Here is a 15,930-nt window from a genome sequence, read left to right as displayed (position 1 = left end):
TTTTTGCTAAATTATTCCGTAAGAAAAAAACTGAGTCCATGCACAATGAACCGAATGCTCAGGATCAGTCAGAACCTTACAGTAGCAATAAAGAAAACACGCCATTATAAGTAGGGGAATATAGATGTCCGTTCATGATGATGGGAAAAAGCAAATTTATAAATTGGATAATAAACGTTTTGCTATTCTTCATTCTCATGCCATTCTTACCGATTTGGCTCGGGCTCAGGCAGTCTGATCAGTACACACAGATTATGTAGCTTAGCCAAGACCAATATAAACAGATGATTCTGGTGATGACAAGACCCATGAATCATCTGTTTTTTCGTTTATTTATCCCTTGTAATACTTTCGGTACACCGCAGGTGTCGTGCCTTCATACTTTTTGAATATTTTAATAAAATACCCCGGCTCATTGAAACCCAGCTCGCTACTGATCTGTGATACCGGAATATCTGTAGCTTCGAGCAGTTGCTTCGCCCATTTCATCTTCAGGCGGGAAAGATAGCTGGAGAAATTTTCGCCCGTTTCTTTGGCAAACAGCCGGCTAAAATAGCTTGGACTAATGTGACACAAGTCAGCCATGGCTTTTAGAGAAAAATTTTCACCCTTGTGCTCATAAATATATTCAAAGGCGGATTTCAGTACAGGATTTCCGCACAGAATATCCTCATCCCCTGAGAAGTTCAGATAGGCATCTGCTAAGATATTATTCATTTCTTTCTTAAGGCTTTCGATATGCTTCAGCGAGTAGCCAGGAAGGATCTCGGATAACTGCGGAGTGGACTGGATGGCCGAAGCCTTTTCAAACATTTCCGCGAGAAGATTTTTGTTCATCGCTTCTTCAACAATATAATTACATAATAAGGATAACATGTTGGAGATCATCTGAATTTCCTGATAGGTCATTGTCGGCAGATCGGCGTAGTAGTCCTTAAGTTCCTCCCATTTGGAGCTGTACAGCTTTTCATTTTTGGACGTGAGGATCTGTTCCAAATGTAAAGCGCTCGAAGGATCGGCTAGGCGAACCTGGCCTGCCATGACGGCGCCGATATACTTATCGTCGATAATGATCGGTACCGCGATGTCAACGATGTCATAATGACAGAGATAAATGTAAGGTTTGTTAGAACGCACGGCCTCAAGTCCACCACGAGAGTCACATTTTTGGCAATAAGGAAGGAGATTCTCATCTTGGCGAACCTTCTTGCAGAACGATTGGCATTGGCTGTGGCTGGTAACGGGATTTCCTCTATAATCGACGGTGAGAATGGCCAATTTGGTAACGGATGCCAATGAATCCTGCAACTGCTCCCACTTTTTCAAGTCAAAGATTTTCTGGATGCTCAAATGTTCGCGTATCAAGCTTCTCATCCCTTAGTGGTAAATTATCCTGTAAGCAACAACAAGAAAGTACAATTTGCATTCTTCAGTGCAAAAAAATACGATTGCAGATTATAATATATTCCTTGATTCCTCCAATGTAAAGTTTACACGGTTCGTTTATAGTTTAATTCAGAACGAAACCAACACAATAAAGGGAGGAATTATAGATGAGAAAAGCATTTATTAGCCCAAGCAAATATGTACAAGGTGAAAACGAATTGTTGAATTTGGGTTACTATGTGAGCACCTTCGGCAAATCTGCTTTACTGATCGCGCATCCTGCTGATGTGGCACGGGTGAAAGATAAGCTTGATTCCACTACGGAAAAGTATAACGTAACCTTTGTTGAAAGCGGTTTTATGGGTGAGTGTTCCAGACAGGAAGTGTCTAGACTTCAGGAAATCGCCACTGCGAATGGATGTGATTGCATCGTTGGTCTCGGTGGTGGCAAAGCGATTGATGCAGCGAAATGTGTGGCACAAGGGGAAGCGCTTATTATCTGTCCGACGATTGCTGCGACGGATGCGCCAACAAGTCATTCGGCCGTTCTTTATACCCCGGAAGGCGCCTTTGACGATTACGCTTATTTTAAACAAAGCCCAAGTGTCGTATTAGTCGACACCACTGTAATCGCTAATGCACCAACCCGATTCCTCGTATCAGGTATGGGGGATGCACTTTCGACTTACTTTGAAGCCCGTGCGACCTCCCGTTCTTACTCCAGGGTTAACGCCGGACTACCTAACGGAGTACGCGAAGGTCAGTGTGCTCCAGCCGTAGGGACGAATGCCGCGATGGCACTTGCAACGTTATGTTATGAAATGCTCTTAAAAGATGGCGCCAAAGCCAAAGCGGCATGCGATGAAAATCAAGTTACACAAGCACTCGAAAATATCGTTGAAACTAATATTTTACTCTCAGGCCTTGGCTTCGAAAGCGGCGGACTTGCTGCGGCCCATGCGATTCATGATGGACTCACTATTTTGGAAGGTACGCACCACTATTACCATGGAGAGAAAGTCGCCTTCGGTACGATCGCACAGCTGGTGCTCGAAAACGCACCGACAGAGGAATTGCATCAGGTGCTAGATTTCTGTCTAACTGTCGGTTTGCCAGTCTGCCTGGCTGATATCGGCGTGGATCACATCAGCCCGGAAGAACTGATGGAAGTGGCTGCCAAGGCCTGCATTGAGGAGGAATCGATTCATGCGATGCCGTTTCCGATCACGGTGGAGCAGGTTGCGGCGGCCATTGCTGCGGCCGATCGAATCGGCAGCCAATACAAAGCGGAGGTAAAGTAGTATGAAAAAAGTCATCAACCGTACGGAGAACTTGGTCCTTGAGATGTGCAGCGGTATTGCGCTCGCACATCCGGAGTTGGAATTCCTGCCCAAATATAAAGTACTCAAGAAAAAGGAACTGAACACGGAGAAAGTAACGCTCATCAGCGGCGGCGGCAGTGGGCACGAGCCTGCACACGCCGGCTTTGTTGGCAAAGGGATGCTCGATGCAGCCGTCTGTGGTGATGTCTTTGCCTCTCCTTCGCAAATTCAAGTGTATCAGGCCATCCGAGCAACAGCTGGGAAAAAAGGCACACTGCTGATTATCAAAAACTACAGTGGTGATATCATGAACTTTAGAAACGGCGCTCATCTCGCTGCTGAAGACGGTCTGGAAGTGGATTATGTAAAGGTTGAAGACGACATCGCTGTAGAAGACAGCCTATACACGGTTGGGCGGCGCGGTGTAGCAGGTACGGTACTTGTGCATAAGATCGCGGGTGCAGCGGCTGAAGAGGGCCGTAGTCTGGCGGAAGTCAAAGCAGTGGCCGAGAAAGCAGCGGCCAATGTACGTAGTATCGGATTCGCCTTGACGTCATGTACCGTGCCGGCGAAGGGCTCGCCAACGTTTGAGCTTGGGGATGATGAAATGGAGTACGGCGTCGGCATCCACGGTGAGCCTGGTATCAGACGCGAAAAGCTGACGGATGCGGATACGCTGGCAGACAGAATGGTAAGTGATCTCCTTCGAGACATGCAGATCGAAAACGGATTCAGCGGGGAAATCGCTCTGCTGATAAATGGTTTTGGAGGTACCCCTCTGCAAGAACTGTACCTTTTCAACTATGCGGTCACTCGCAAACTAGCAGCGAAGGGGGTCAAGACCAATCGAGCTTTCGTCAACAATTATATGACGAGTATCGATATGGCGGGCATCTCAGTTTCGATCATGAAGCTGGACGACGAACTGAAAACGCTACTTTCCCAGGAAAGCAGCGCGCCTGCGTTCAAGGTAACCGGACCTGTAGATCACGTTGAATTCACGGATCTTTCAACTGTAGCAGACGAAAATCGGCAGGTATCTTTCGAGGTGGAAACCGCCCCTGATTTTGCGGCTATTGAGAATAACAAGGTTACATTGAACAATCTAATCTATCTGGTTGACAAAATGAGTGCGGTTATCATCAAGAATGAGGTGCCTTTCTGCGAGCTTGATTCTCATGCAGGCGACGGCGACTTTGGCATGAGTGTGGCGAAGGGATTTCGTCAGCTGAAACGGGAATGGAGAGACATCCTGGACCAAGAATCTTTGACGATGGGAACCTTTCTACATTCATGCTCGCTCGTCATCATGGAATACTGTGGTGGGGCTTCGGGTCCAATCTGGGGTTCGGCATTTCGCGCGGCGGCACGATCTGCAGGCGATCGAAGCGAACTGACCGTTGCCGAATTCGCAGATATGATGCAGGCTGCGGTGCAAGGCATTCAATCGACAGGTGAACGTTCTTTCGGGAGAGGAGCCGTCGTTGGTGATAAAACGCTTATTGATGCATTAGTGCCCTGTGCCGATAGCTGGATAGAGAGCGCGAAATCAAATGTTGACGTGAAGGCAGCCTTTGTACGAGGTGCTCAAGCTGCTGTACTGGGGGCCAAAAAGACAGAAGACATCGTGGCACGTATGGGACGTGCCGGAGCGGTCGGAGAGAGAAGTCTTGGTTATCCAGATGCGGGGGCTTATGCGCTTGGAGTAATTTTTACAGAGCTTGCTGAATGTTTGGGCTGATTGTCTATATATCCAAATTACTGCCATGAACCCTTCGTTCTTCTATACTCGCTAATTCTTAAAAATTCAAGGTTTGTTCATTGCAATTGGGGTGCATTAGCGTTATAATTTCAGACGGATTCAAAGGGCTTATCCGTGAATCCGAGGGAGTTTATCCCATCTGAGCAAGCGTACTGCGTGCTCAAATAAGAATTAAGCGAGGGATTTACAATGAAAACCTGCTGCACCATCCAAGTTGACGAAGACAGTTTAGTTATTGATTTGCCAGAAGAAGGAACCACACTAGAATCCCTGCTCGGTGATATTGAGAGCTGTGGAGGAAGTGAAGAACCTTGGCTACAACTTATAGACGAGGTAATGGGTAACTCATCTGAGACTGTACTGACAGATCAAGCGACGGATGGCGGCGAGATGAACGAAGATCAGGCGACCCAAGAACCTCAAGCTGCCGCTAAGGGGTAATAGGGACATCACACGATAAGACGATATTTTTACATTATTCGATCACATATAAGATCATGACAAGACTGCTGTACCGGGCTTAGGCATCGGGAAGCAGTCTTTTTTTAGCCATTTAACCATCCGATATTATCCAAATTTTCCGATAGGTCATGAGGCTTTTGTCCCTTTAGTACTCTACAGTAGCCAACCAAGGGATACATAATCCCAAAACCGTGACTTCCTATTCATTTTCTGAGATAAAGTCGTAATACAATATAGAAATAACTATAATAGTAGTAGCATCCATATACAGGTAAGTGACAGCGAATGTTGGACCTGATCCTCTTATTGTATAAAGGAGGGGGTAAAAAAGCAGAGAACAACGCACTGATAAATCTCATCTACTTTATAAAAAGGAAGGAACGTGTAAATGATGAACAGGCAATGGGTCCTGCCAAGGATCGCAAAAAGAGTAGCAGTACTATTAACAGCAGTGATGCTATTAACATTAACGAATGGATTCAATTGGAATGCACAAACAGCAGCGGCGGCCGGGACGACCCCTGTGGAACGTTACGGACAACTTTCAGTAAAGAACGGTAAACTGGTGGATAAAAATGGACAACCTGTACAGCTCAAAGGTATTAGTTCTCATGGCGTACAGTGGTTTGGGGATCTGGTAAATCAGGATACCATGAAATGGTTGCGGGACGATTGGGGCATTTCCGTATTTCGAGTTGCATTGTACACTGAAGAAAACGGATATATTGCCAACCCTTCATTGAAAAACAAAGTGAATGAAGCGATTGAGGCAGCACAGAAACTGGGTCTGTACGTCATTATTGACTGGCACATTCTCTCTGATGGCGATCCGAACATTCATAAAAATGAAGCGAAAGCTTTCTTTAATGAATTTTCCACCAAGTATGGTCATTTGCCCAACGTTATCTATGAACTCGCTAATGAGCCAAATGGGAATGTGAACTGGAACAATCAAATCCGGCCTTATGCATCTGAGGTAACTCAGGTGATCCGCGCTAAGGATCCGGATAATATTATTATTGTAGGAACAGGTACCTGGAGCCAGGATGTACAAGATGCAGCAGACCATCCGCTTCCAGATAAAAATACAATATATACCGTGCATTTCTATGCAGGTACACATGGACAATCTTTACGTGATCGGATTGATTATGCCCTGAACAAAGGTGTAGGCATTTTTGCTACCGAGTGGGGTACAAGTGACGCTTCGGGTAACGGTGGTCCGTTCCTGAATGAATCCAAAGTATGGACTGATTTTATGGCCAGTCGCAAAATCAGTTGGGCCAATTGGTCGCTTTCCGACAAAAATGAGACCTCTGCTGCCCTGTTGCCTGGTGCCGACCGCAAGGGTGGATGGCCTGATTCACAATTAACGGTTTCCGGCAAATTTGTAAAACAGGCGATTCTGGAAGGCTCCAGCAATCATGGTGGAGGAAGCAACGGCGGGAATAGCGGCGGAGATGGCAACAATGGTAGTAATAACAATGGTGGAAATAACGGTGGCGATCACAGTGGAAGTACACCAGGCGGTAATAATGAAGGGATTGTGCTTCAATATCGCACCGATGACACGAACGCCAAGGATAATGCAATCCGGCCTCAATTTAATATCAAAAATACCGGAAAAACAACTGTGAAGTTGAGTGACCTGAAAATTCGCTACTATTACACAGATGAGAGCAAACAAGCTCAGCAGTTTTTTGTAGATTGGGCCAAGATTGGTAATGAAAAGGTAAAAGCGACTTTTGTAACTTTGCCAAATCCGAAGTCCAAGGCTGATAAATATGTGGAGATTTCTTTCACAGATGGAGCGGGAACGATTCAGCCCGGCGGCGAAACCGGAGAAATTCAATCTCGTATTCACGCGGCGAATTGGAGCAATTTTGATGAGACTAACGATTACTCCTATAGAGCAACCCAAACAGCATTTGCAGACTGGGACCACGGCACCGTATATCAGCAAGGTAAGCTGGTATGGGGCATGGAACCCTAGGATATGCTGTAGCTACTACTAACTACTGAACGAATAAGATATATAGGACTTTTGGTTGCGGTCTTTTGAAGATATGAAGTACAGTGTGTACGCCTTTGGTGTATGGTATATACTACCAAAGTACCATACGGCATTAAACTTTAGTGGTGTCTACACTACTTCTATAGTACGGATGGGTTGGTTCTAATGAACCGATCCTCTACAACAAACCCCCGCTGTTGCCATTATAGGCAGGCGGGGGTTTTAATGTGCTGAAAATTAGCCTTAGTTCAACCTTCTGTTTATACCAAATTAAAAGCTTTGGCCAGCAGCCGATAGGACTGAACACGCTTATCAAAGTCATGAATCGATGAAACGATCAGTAACTCATCAGTACGATACTGCTCAGCCAGTCTCAGCAGTTGTTCCTTACACTGTTCAGGTGTACCCACAACACGCGATGCTGCGGACTGACGCAGCCGCTCACGATCAAATTCCGTATATGGATAGGACATGGCTGTTTCCACCGACGGGAGAGAACTCATTTCTTTACCCTGCATGAGTAAAAGGAAATACAAACTAGCACTGGACGCCAACTGTTCAGCTTCCTCTTCGGTTTCAGCGCAGGCTACTGTAACTGCTGCCATGGAGCGGGGCTTCTCTCCTAAAATCGAAGGCATGAATTGCTCGTGATAACGCGCAGTAGCTTCTATGCCGCCCGGAGTACCAAAAAATTGGGCAAAGGCATAGGAGGCGCCCATCATCGCGGCCAATCTGGCACTCTCTCCGCTGGAGCCAAGTAGCCATAATTCAGGAACGGTCGATATCATCGGGGAGGCGTGAAGACCGGCAAACCGATGATTGTCAGGCACCGAATCATGGAAGTAGTCTATTAAATCTAAAATCTGCTGCGGATATTGTTCGACAGCTTGGTATTTCCCTTCCTGCAAAGCGCGGGTAGCCAGTGGCAAGCCGCCTGGAGCACGCCCTATTCCCAAGTCAATACGTCCTGGGTGGAGCGCTTCCAGCAAGCGGAAATTTTCAGCTACTTTATATGCGCTATAGTGTGGAAGCATAATCCCGCCTGAACCCACACGAATGCGCGATGTATGAGCAGCCAAATGCGCGATCAGCACCTCGGGGCTGGAGTGCGCTAGTGTCTTGGACGCATGATGCTCGGATACCCAATAACGGCTGTACCCTAGTTGATCAGCTTCACGTGCTAAATGGGTTGTATTAGATAATGCATCTTGAGCGGTACCGCCTTCAGGAATATGAGACTGGTCCAGTATACCCAGTTTAAGCATTTTGCAATCACCTCTTACACAACTGTATCAGACACAAATCATTAGGTCAAAACCCAAAATGGATAGGTTGGAGTTTGAGGATCTTTTCGTTATAATAAAAGATGCATAAGGGATGAGAGAACATCCCTGCTCATGGAGAGGGGATTGAATTTGTGTTAAGAACACCTTTGGGGCGTGTACGGCTCATGCTCTGGATTCAAGCTATAGCGTATTTGGCGATACTATTCACCCATCAGCCGCTGCAAGCTGCGGGCATGACCCAGGCGGTTATGGTGATTGGTAACATATACCGGGTAAGCTTTCTGTTGCTCCTCGTTGCTTTGATCTATGGAAAAACCGCATTGCATTGGTCTATACGAAGACCTCTTTTTATTATGTTTGCCTCCTTCATTCCGTTTGGTCTAATGATTATGGATTTTGTTTGGGTGAGAAAATGGACAGAGGATTCGGCAGCAGAACAGCGAACTGCATCGTAAACCTGGTAGAGGTGTTTTGTTGTGAGTGCCATAGGAGTTTGTCTTTTGTCTCTTGTTTTTAGAAGCGGACTTGCTTCGATGCAGTAGAAAGAACATTGCGCAGATGGATGCGTGGTGTTCTTTCTTTTTTTATGCACCGAAACCGAAGGAAACCGTCAACTCAATGTAATGCGAGAGTTTGAACTAAAAATTCAGCCGTCTTGCGTCTGTGGAAACCTTCAACCCAATGTCCGGTGAACGGATAAACTTCAATCGTTTTGGATGATTGAATGCGGTTATAAGCGGCGAAAATCGTCTCTGGCATACACACTGTATCTTTCAATCCTACAGATACCATGACCGGGATACGAATGCGATGAGCCAAATTCATCACGTCAAAATAACTTAATGTATGTAGTACCTGCTCTAAATGCTCAGGAAAGCGGTTTGCAAATTCGGCAGCTTCAGTCAGTGAACTGGTAGAATTCATCATACCAAAATCCATATGACACATATTGGGAATGTCTGCTACTGTAGTTGCAGCTTTATCGCTGAGCGCAGCCACCATTAATGCAAGCCCACCGCCCTGGCTCGCGCCGCTAATGGCGATTTTAGCCGAGTCGACATCGGACTGCTCCGCCGCCCAATCTACAGCTCTAAGGGCATCGGTTGTAATCGTTTTGTAGTAGCAGGTATCCTTGTCCAATATTCCTTTTGTGACCCAACCTTTAACTGTCCCGTGGGGGTCTTTCCGATGATCTCCCGTTTCTCCTCCCTGACCACGGACATCTACTGCCAATACAGCAAAGCCCAGCATTAGCCAGGATGAATAATCTTCAGGATAGCCTTTTCCGCCTGTGTAGCCATGAAATAGAACGATGCACGGCAGCTTTTGATCTCCAGCAAATCGGGGGCGAACATACCAGGCATGCAGAGGCGTTTCATCGACCCCCTCAAAAGTAACCCGATAGGCCATCATATGAGGGTACGGTGTTTCTATGGGCGTTTTGAACGCACGTACAGGTTTGGCTTGAGCTTCTTTCAGTGTTTTGTCCCAGAATAAATCCATATCTTTAGGGGTGGTAAGATCAGGATCATACTGCTTCAATTCGGCAATTCTTTTTTCAATAACATTCATAATCAAAAATTCTCCTTCATATCGAATGAGTTCGCCTTATGCTTTACTTGGTAAAGTGGACTTTTCCAGCTCTCTCAGCAGCTCAAATGCTTGTTCATTAGTGTCTCCGCATGTATCCTCATCAGCATGAAAGCCACTGCATACAGCAGGTCGCTCAGGTTTGCCGAATAATTGGCAACGATAGTCGGGCGTGAGCTGAGGGCAAGGAACACCAGCGGGTTTTCCATCTGGCATGCCGGGAATAGGGGAAGAAATCGTAATGGCAATGCAACACGCGGCACATCCTACTCGACACTCCAATGGAGTCACTCCTTCTAATCTGTTATTTTTGTACCTTATGCATGAAGTGACTTCAATGAAGCCATAATGTGAGGATGGCACAAAAAAGGCAGGAATACAAGGATAAAACGGATAGGAGACACACTTTCCACACAAAGAGCATAAATAGTTTGGGGGGAACGTAGGATGGTATCGAGCCCCCAAATCAGCGTTCCATTGAGTGGTAATATTAACCAATCGGTCTCTGTGTATTCAAAAGGAGTTCGAGTGGTTAATAATAGAACACAACGATAAAAACTAAAACGAGGTGACGCAAAATGAGTTGGTTATGGGCATTGATTGTTGGTGGTATTATTGGTTGGTTGGCAGGAATTATCGCAGGTCGTGATGTTCCGGGTGGTGTGATTGGTAACATCATCGCTGGTTTTATCGGTGGATGGTTGGGTAGCTTGATTCTGGGAGACTGGGGTCCTGAAATCGGATCGTTCTACATCGTTCCTGCATTAATTGGTGCGATTGTGCTGGTCGTAATTGTAAGCTTGATCTTCCGTTCCGTTGGACGGAGCAGAGGCTAACTTTACGAATCAGTGAATAGACGTGCCCCCTATGGGGCGCAGGCAAAATGGAAAAAGCTGCTTCTGCAAGGTTCACAAGATGAACCTGTGGGAGCAGCTTTTTTTGCGAAGAGTTTACATGGTTTCCTATTGAAAACGCCTGATATGAGGAACAATTAGAACCCCCAATACGATACACATGCCAATGGTTGCAAACATGGCAATGGTAAGGATCCCACCAAGCTTGTCCGCCACGGCACCTACGGCCAGATAGCCAACAGGAAGCAGTGCAAAGGAGAACATCAGATCCAGACTCGCTACACGTCCAAAGGATTCAGCGGGAACTAGTTCCTGCAGGCTTGTCTCCCAGATAATCGCAAAGATCATAATGCCAAATCCTTCGAGCATCATGCTTAGAATCAATCCTGGCATCCAGGTGACTATAGACAACAGCAGCAAGGCAAGACCGCTGACAAAAGCTCCTAAGTAAGCGAGCAGGCCGCGGTGCTTCCAATGCTTGCGTGATCCATACACAAAGGCTCCCAGCATGGCACCAATACCACTGCTTGCCATTGCCGTGCCATATACGACTGGATTATAGCCATGATGAACCTTGAACAGCCACGGAATGAGTACAGTGATAATACCGGAATAACAAATATTAATGAAGGAAAAGGCAAGAATCGTGATCCATAGCCAAGGATGGCTTTTGAGAATAGCGAAGCCTGCTATAAAATCCTTGAGAAAATGTTGTCCACCCTGATCCTCCTGTTCTGAATCGGATTGACGGTTGCCAATGACGGAGGCCAAATGAGCGCTTAGCATCCAAAAACAAGAGAAGGATACCAGATAAGCGATAGAATCCAGTCCAAAGCCGACACCTGGGGAGGAAAAGGATACAATAAAGCCTCCTAACGGAGGACCGAGTAAACGAACGGCTTGTATACTGATTTGACTTAGCGCATTGGCAGCATTGCGGATGTCGGGCGTGAAAATCTGTGCCCGTAAGGCCGAATAAGCCGGATTAAAGATACCATCCATCAATCCGTACAATGCAAGGCCAATGAATAGAAACGGCAATTTCATTCCGCCCGTAAACATCAGCACAGCTGCAACGAACATCAGACCAAAGCGGGCGATATTCGTGAACAAAAGGAGACGAATCCGGTCAATTCGGTCCACAATCATTCCTGCGAAAGGAAGAATAAGTACGTTTGGCAGCATATAAACCGTCATCGCCAGTCCCATGATGGTGGTCGAGCCTGTCAGAGAATAGATAACCAGTGGCAAAATGACTGTCGTGACGGAGCTCCCTAACATAGCGATCCAATGTCCAAGCCACAAGAGGGTGAACGCTTTGGACTGCTTTAATGGTGAAGTAAAGGTAGCCCAGGCTGAGTGCCTTCCTTCGGGGGATAAAGTTGAATTTTGGGTATCCATGATCACACTCCGGTAAATATTTCTAATCTGCATATTAAAACCTATTATACGAAATCTCTTATGTAATGGTACACAAAAAGTTACTGCGAAGAGAGCGAAAATGAATAGTCTACCTATGATTGAGTCAACCTAGAATCGTATTGCATGATAAAAACAATATAACAAACCTTTTGGATAGGGATTATTGGGTAAAAGCATTGACGTGTGAAAATGAATGATGTACTATTCAATGACCAGCCTGCGTTAGGTTATCAAGAAAAAGGAAAGAGTGTGGATAACATGAGAAAACTTAATTTTTTACCGATTGTGCTCATCGTGATGGCATTGCTTGTTTCGGCTTGCGGCAACAATGATAAAGGCGCTAGCACGAACAATGCATCTACGGGAGAGAACGGTTCTAATAATGGAAAAGCAGATACAACTGCTGCGGCAACTCTTGAATCTGTCAAAGCGAGTGGCAAGCTGAGAATCGGTACGGAAGGTACCTATGCTCCGTTTACGTACCATGATGCTGCTGGAAAACTGACAGGCTTTGATGTTGATATTGCAACTGAAGTAAGTAAGCGTCTGGGGGTGCAACCGGAATTTATCGAGACACAATGGGACGGCATTTTTGCAGGCTTGAACTCCAAGCGGTTTGACACGGTATTCAATGAAGTTTCCATTACAGATAAGCGTAAGCAAAAATATGATTTCTCCGATCCGTACATCGTCTCCAAGGCGGTTCTGATCGTGAGTGAAGATAATACTGACATCCACAAATTTGCTGATCTAAAAGGTAAAAAGGCAGGACAATCCTTGACCAGCAACCTGACTCAAATCGCGAAAAGCAACGGGGCGGAAATTGTAGCAACCGAAGGCTTCAACCAAGCTATTGACCTTCTCACTTCCAAACGGGTAGACGCAACCGTCAACGACGGATTATCCTATCTCGATCTGAAAAAGCAAAAGCCTGATGCTCCGATCAAAAAGGTGGACGAATCTGCGGATGCGTCACACAGTGCAGCTGTATTTAATAAAGGCAGCGAAGATTTGATCAAGGCAGTCAACAAAGCATTGGCTGATATGAAGGCTGACGGTACGTACTTGAAAATTTCCGAGAAATATTTCGGAGCCGACGTTTCCAAATAATAAATGAAGACCAAACCTTCTTTTTAAAGGATGTCTGTACAATGGATGATCGCCAAATACAAATTATTATGGATTCATTATTGCCTCTGCTAAAAGCAGGGGTTTCTTTTACGATTCCGCTCACCCTGATCTCATTTGCTCTGGGACTGGTGCTAGCGCTGATCACTGCACTCGCCCGGTTGTCCAAATGGAGAATACTCAAGCTGATTTTCGGCTTCTATGTATGGGTGATTCGAGGAACTCCTTTGCTGGTGCAATTGTATATTATTTTCTACGGTTTACCTTCTGTGGGTATTACACTGGACCCCTTTATTGCTTCCGTGATCGGATTTACGCTTAGCGTTGGGGCCTACAGCTCTGAAATTATGCGTGCGGCTATTATTTCCATTCAGGAGGGGCAGTGGGAGGCGGGATATTCCTTGGGGATGACACGCTGGCAAGTGCTGCGGCGGATCGTGCTTCCTCAAGCTTCCCGAGTGTCCGTACCTCCGCTGGCCAATTCATTCATCAGCTTGGTAAAGGATACCTCACTGGCTGCCACTATCACCTATGTGGAAATGTTCAGAACGGCTAATCAGATTGTAGCTACCACCTACGAACCGTTGCTAGTGTATACTGAGGCTGGAGTTATTTACCTGCTGTTTAGCACGATATTGACTGTGCTGCAAAATTATTTGGAAAAGCGCCTGAGCCGTTTTTCCGTTAGATAAAGGAGATTGTACCGGTGATCCAAATTCGGAATATACACAAGTCGTTCGGCTCGCTGGAAGTGCTTAAGGGGATTGACGTGACCTTGGATAAAGGGAAAGTGCTCGTGATTATCGGTCCTTCCGGTTCGGGTAAAACAACGCTTTTACGCTGCTTGAATTTGCTGGAGGTTCCCGACCAAGGAGAAATTCAGGTAGGTGATATTGCCCTGAATTTTGCGAAAGGAACGAAGCTTCGGCAAGAAAACATTTTGGCGCTGCGTAAGCGGACAGGGATGGTATTCCAATCCTACAACCTATTTCCGCATATGACTGCCGTACAAAATGTGATGGAGGGGCAAGTCACGGTTCAGAAAAAGAGCAAGGACGAGGCGCGCAAACGGGCATTGGAGCTGCTGAAGAAGGTAGGTTTGGCTGAGAAAGCCGAATCCTACCCACATCAATTGTCGGGAGGACAACAACAGCGAGTCGGTATTGCCCGGGCAATGGCGGTTGAACCAGAGGTGCTTTTGTTCGACGAGCCCACCTCTGCTCTTGATCCCGAATTGGTAGGTGAGGTGCTCAAGGTCATGAAGCAATTGGCTGCCGAAGGGATGACGATGGTTATTGTCACCCACGAAATGAAATTTGCGGCAGAGGTTGCGGACCATGTAATCTTAATGGATCAGGGCGTAATCATTGAGCAGGGTACGCCATATCAGGTGCTGGAGCAGCCTACCAGTCCACGGGCTATCCAGTTTCTGGATCGACTGAGTGGGGAAACGGAATAAACTGAACAGACAGGCAGCTATAGCCGGGGGTTAAAAATAACGCCCCCAGGTCAGTAGCTGCCTTTTTTTCATCAGTGATCCTCTTTTATTTTACTTTCATTTTTAATGTAATTAAGAAGGTCATCAAGAGAATACAACAGCCTGTTAAAAATGGAGCGAACATATTCGCATCAAATAAAAAACCCGCTAGAGTGGGACCTAAAATATTCCCGACACTCATATAGGCATTATTTATACCAGCTACATATCCCTGCTCATTGCCTGCCATCTTCGACAATTGTGTATTTAGAGCTGGACGAAGCGTAGCTGTGGCAAAGAAAATAAGGGAAGTCACAAGAAAGATACTCCAAAAGTTTTTGGCGAAGAGAAATAAAATATAAGCAGCAGAGGTGAAGAGAAGCGAGCCTTTGAGCAACCTTTTTTCACCAAACTGCTTGATCATTTTAGCAACAACCAATGCTTGCATACCGACACCGATCACAGCCCCTGCGGTCAGAAGGATTGAAATATTTTGCGGTGAGAATTGGAAGCGGTTCGTTACATATAAGCCAAGAACGGATTCAAAGTTAGCGAGTCCAAAAGTCATCACCAGGACAATGACAAAGAATATCGCATATTTTGACTTTAAAGACCTTGCATACTGTTTGAAAATAGACTCTCTTTGATGAATTGTTGCCCGTGCTGCCTTCATTTGTTCTTTGGATAAACTTTCAGGTAAACAAACAATTGAAAAAATAACTGCAATCATAGCCGCACCTGTTGCTGTATACAGCGGCACTCTCGTTCCATAAGCTGCAAGAAGGCCACCAAGTCCTGGACCAATAACAAATCCAAATGACATCGCTGCTGCTAGTAGACTATTCCCTTTGGCACGTTCTTCGGTTGTGGTGATATCTGCTACATATGCCATCATGGGCGGAATAATCAGGGCTGCTGCCACTCCTTCCAGAAGTCTTGAGGTATACAGCATCCACAGCTCATCTCCAACTGCAAACATAAATTTAGCTACAGCAAAAACAATGACACCTACGACGATAAAAACTTTTCTCCCATATCGATCAGACAGCTGCCCAGTCATGGGCGAGAGCAGGAATTGCGTTATGCCATAGGCTGCTACCAATAAACCGATGGCCCGCCCACTGGCACCAAATTCAATGATTAGTTCCGGCAGAATAGGGGTAATCAAACCAACGCCGACCATCACAATAAATATATTGATCATGAGAATTGCGAGTATTCTTTTCA

Annotated in this window: 15 protein-coding genes; 9 read left to right on the top strand and 6 right to left on the bottom strand. The window is 45.9% G+C overall.

Annotation, left to right across the window (positions count from 1 at the left end; translation table 11 throughout):
- Nucleotides 1–333: 333 nt before the first annotated feature.
- Nucleotides 334–1,365, bottom strand: coding sequence for a PocR ligand-binding domain-containing protein (locus AC5V8P_RS13840; RefSeq protein ID WP_064796810.1), 1,032 nt, complete (start codon nt 1,363–1,365; stop codon nt 334–336).
- A gap of 188 nt (nt 1,366–1,553) precedes the next feature.
- Between AC5V8P_RS13840 and AC5V8P_RS13835 the strand changes: the two genes are divergently transcribed.
- The 4 genes from AC5V8P_RS13835 to AC5V8P_RS13820 all read left to right on the top strand — a co-directional run bounded on the left by AC5V8P_RS13835 (nt 1,554) and on the right by AC5V8P_RS13820 (nt 6,925).
- Complete coding sequence (locus AC5V8P_RS13835; RefSeq protein WP_064796809.1) at nt 1,554–2,687, top strand: glycerol dehydrogenase; 1,134 nt, start codon at nt 1,554–1,556, stop codon at nt 2,685–2,687.
- Nucleotide 2,688: 1 nt separating this feature from the next.
- Nucleotides 2,689–4,449: a dihydroxyacetone kinase subunit DhaK gene (gene dhaK, locus AC5V8P_RS13830; RefSeq protein WP_064796808.1), complete on the top strand. Its 1,761-nt coding sequence runs from the start codon at nt 2,689–2,691 to the stop codon at nt 4,447–4,449.
- A 210-nt stretch (nt 4,450–4,659) separates the two neighbouring features.
- Nucleotides 4,660–4,911, top strand: a complete 252-nt coding sequence (locus AC5V8P_RS13825) for a hypothetical protein (RefSeq protein ID WP_064796807.1) — start codon at nt 4,660–4,662, stop codon at nt 4,909–4,911.
- Between the two features lie 409 nt (nt 4,912–5,320).
- A complete protein-coding gene (locus AC5V8P_RS13820; RefSeq protein ID WP_064796806.1) occupies nt 5,321–6,925 on the top strand; it encodes a cellulase family glycosylhydrolase in 1,605 nt (534 codons plus the stop codon).
- A 281-nt stretch (nt 6,926–7,206) separates the two neighbouring features.
- Here AC5V8P_RS13820 and AC5V8P_RS13815 read toward each other — a convergent pair whose 3' ends face one another.
- Entirely contained in the window at nt 7,207–8,211 is a 1,005-nt protein-coding gene (locus AC5V8P_RS13815; RefSeq protein ID WP_063211281.1) for an LLM class flavin-dependent oxidoreductase, read from the bottom strand.
- 152 nt (nt 8,212–8,363) lie between these two features.
- On the opposite strand from AC5V8P_RS13815, the gene AC5V8P_RS13810 reads away from it, so the two are divergent.
- A complete protein-coding gene (locus AC5V8P_RS13810; protein WP_064796805.1) occupies nt 8,364–8,687 on the top strand; it encodes a DUF3817 domain-containing protein in 324 nt (107 codons plus the stop codon).
- A gap of 160 nt (nt 8,688–8,847) precedes the next feature.
- Here the strand turns inward: AC5V8P_RS13810 and AC5V8P_RS13805 are convergent, their stop codons facing one another.
- A complete protein-coding gene (locus AC5V8P_RS13805; protein ID WP_064796804.1) occupies nt 8,848–9,804 on the bottom strand; it encodes an acetylxylan esterase in 957 nt (318 codons plus the stop codon).
- 36 nt (nt 9,805–9,840) lie between these two features.
- Entirely contained in the window at nt 9,841–10,104 is a 264-nt protein-coding gene (locus AC5V8P_RS13800) for a YkgJ family cysteine cluster protein (protein ID WP_187360661.1), read from the bottom strand.
- A 296-nt stretch (nt 10,105–10,400) separates the two neighbouring features.
- Here AC5V8P_RS13800 and AC5V8P_RS13795 point away from each other — a divergent pair, with 296 nt between their 5' ends.
- Entirely contained in the window at nt 10,401–10,658 is a 258-nt protein-coding gene (locus AC5V8P_RS13795; protein ID WP_013372531.1) for a GlsB/YeaQ/YmgE family stress response membrane protein, read from the top strand.
- A gap of 126 nt (nt 10,659–10,784) precedes the next feature.
- Here AC5V8P_RS13795 and AC5V8P_RS13790 read toward each other — a convergent pair whose 3' ends face one another.
- Nucleotides 10,785–12,077 carry an MFS transporter gene (locus AC5V8P_RS13790; protein ID WP_064796803.1) on the bottom strand — a complete coding sequence of 431 codons (1,293 nt, stop codon included), beginning with the start codon at nt 12,075–12,077 and terminating at the stop codon, nt 10,785–10,787.
- 279 nt (nt 12,078–12,356) lie between these two features.
- Between AC5V8P_RS13790 and AC5V8P_RS13785 the strand changes: the two genes are divergently transcribed.
- The 3 genes from AC5V8P_RS13785 to AC5V8P_RS13775 are packed head-to-tail and all read left to right on the top strand — an operon-like array spanning nt 12,357 to nt 14,685.
- A complete protein-coding gene (locus AC5V8P_RS13785) occupies nt 12,357–13,208 on the top strand; it encodes an amino acid ABC transporter substrate-binding protein (protein WP_064796871.1) in 852 nt (283 codons plus the stop codon).
- Nucleotides 13,209–13,249: 41 nt separating this feature from the next.
- Nucleotides 13,250–13,918: an amino acid ABC transporter permease gene (locus AC5V8P_RS13780; protein ID WP_025676010.1), complete on the top strand. Its 669-nt coding sequence runs from the start codon at nt 13,250–13,252 to the stop codon at nt 13,916–13,918.
- A gap of 14 nt (nt 13,919–13,932) precedes the next feature.
- A complete protein-coding gene (locus AC5V8P_RS13775) occupies nt 13,933–14,685 on the top strand; it encodes an amino acid ABC transporter ATP-binding protein (protein WP_063211273.1) in 753 nt (250 codons plus the stop codon).
- A gap of 85 nt (nt 14,686–14,770) precedes the next feature.
- Here AC5V8P_RS13775 and AC5V8P_RS13770 read toward each other — a convergent pair.
- Nucleotides 14,771–15,930: MFS transporter (locus AC5V8P_RS13770; RefSeq protein WP_495473684.1), on the bottom strand; the 1,160-nt coding region annotated here is incomplete at its 5' end.

The organism is Paenibacillus sp. N119s (assembly GCF_059447605.1).
Note: the sequence above shows the minus strand (reverse complement) of the source record. Positions and strands in the feature narration are given on the sequence as shown.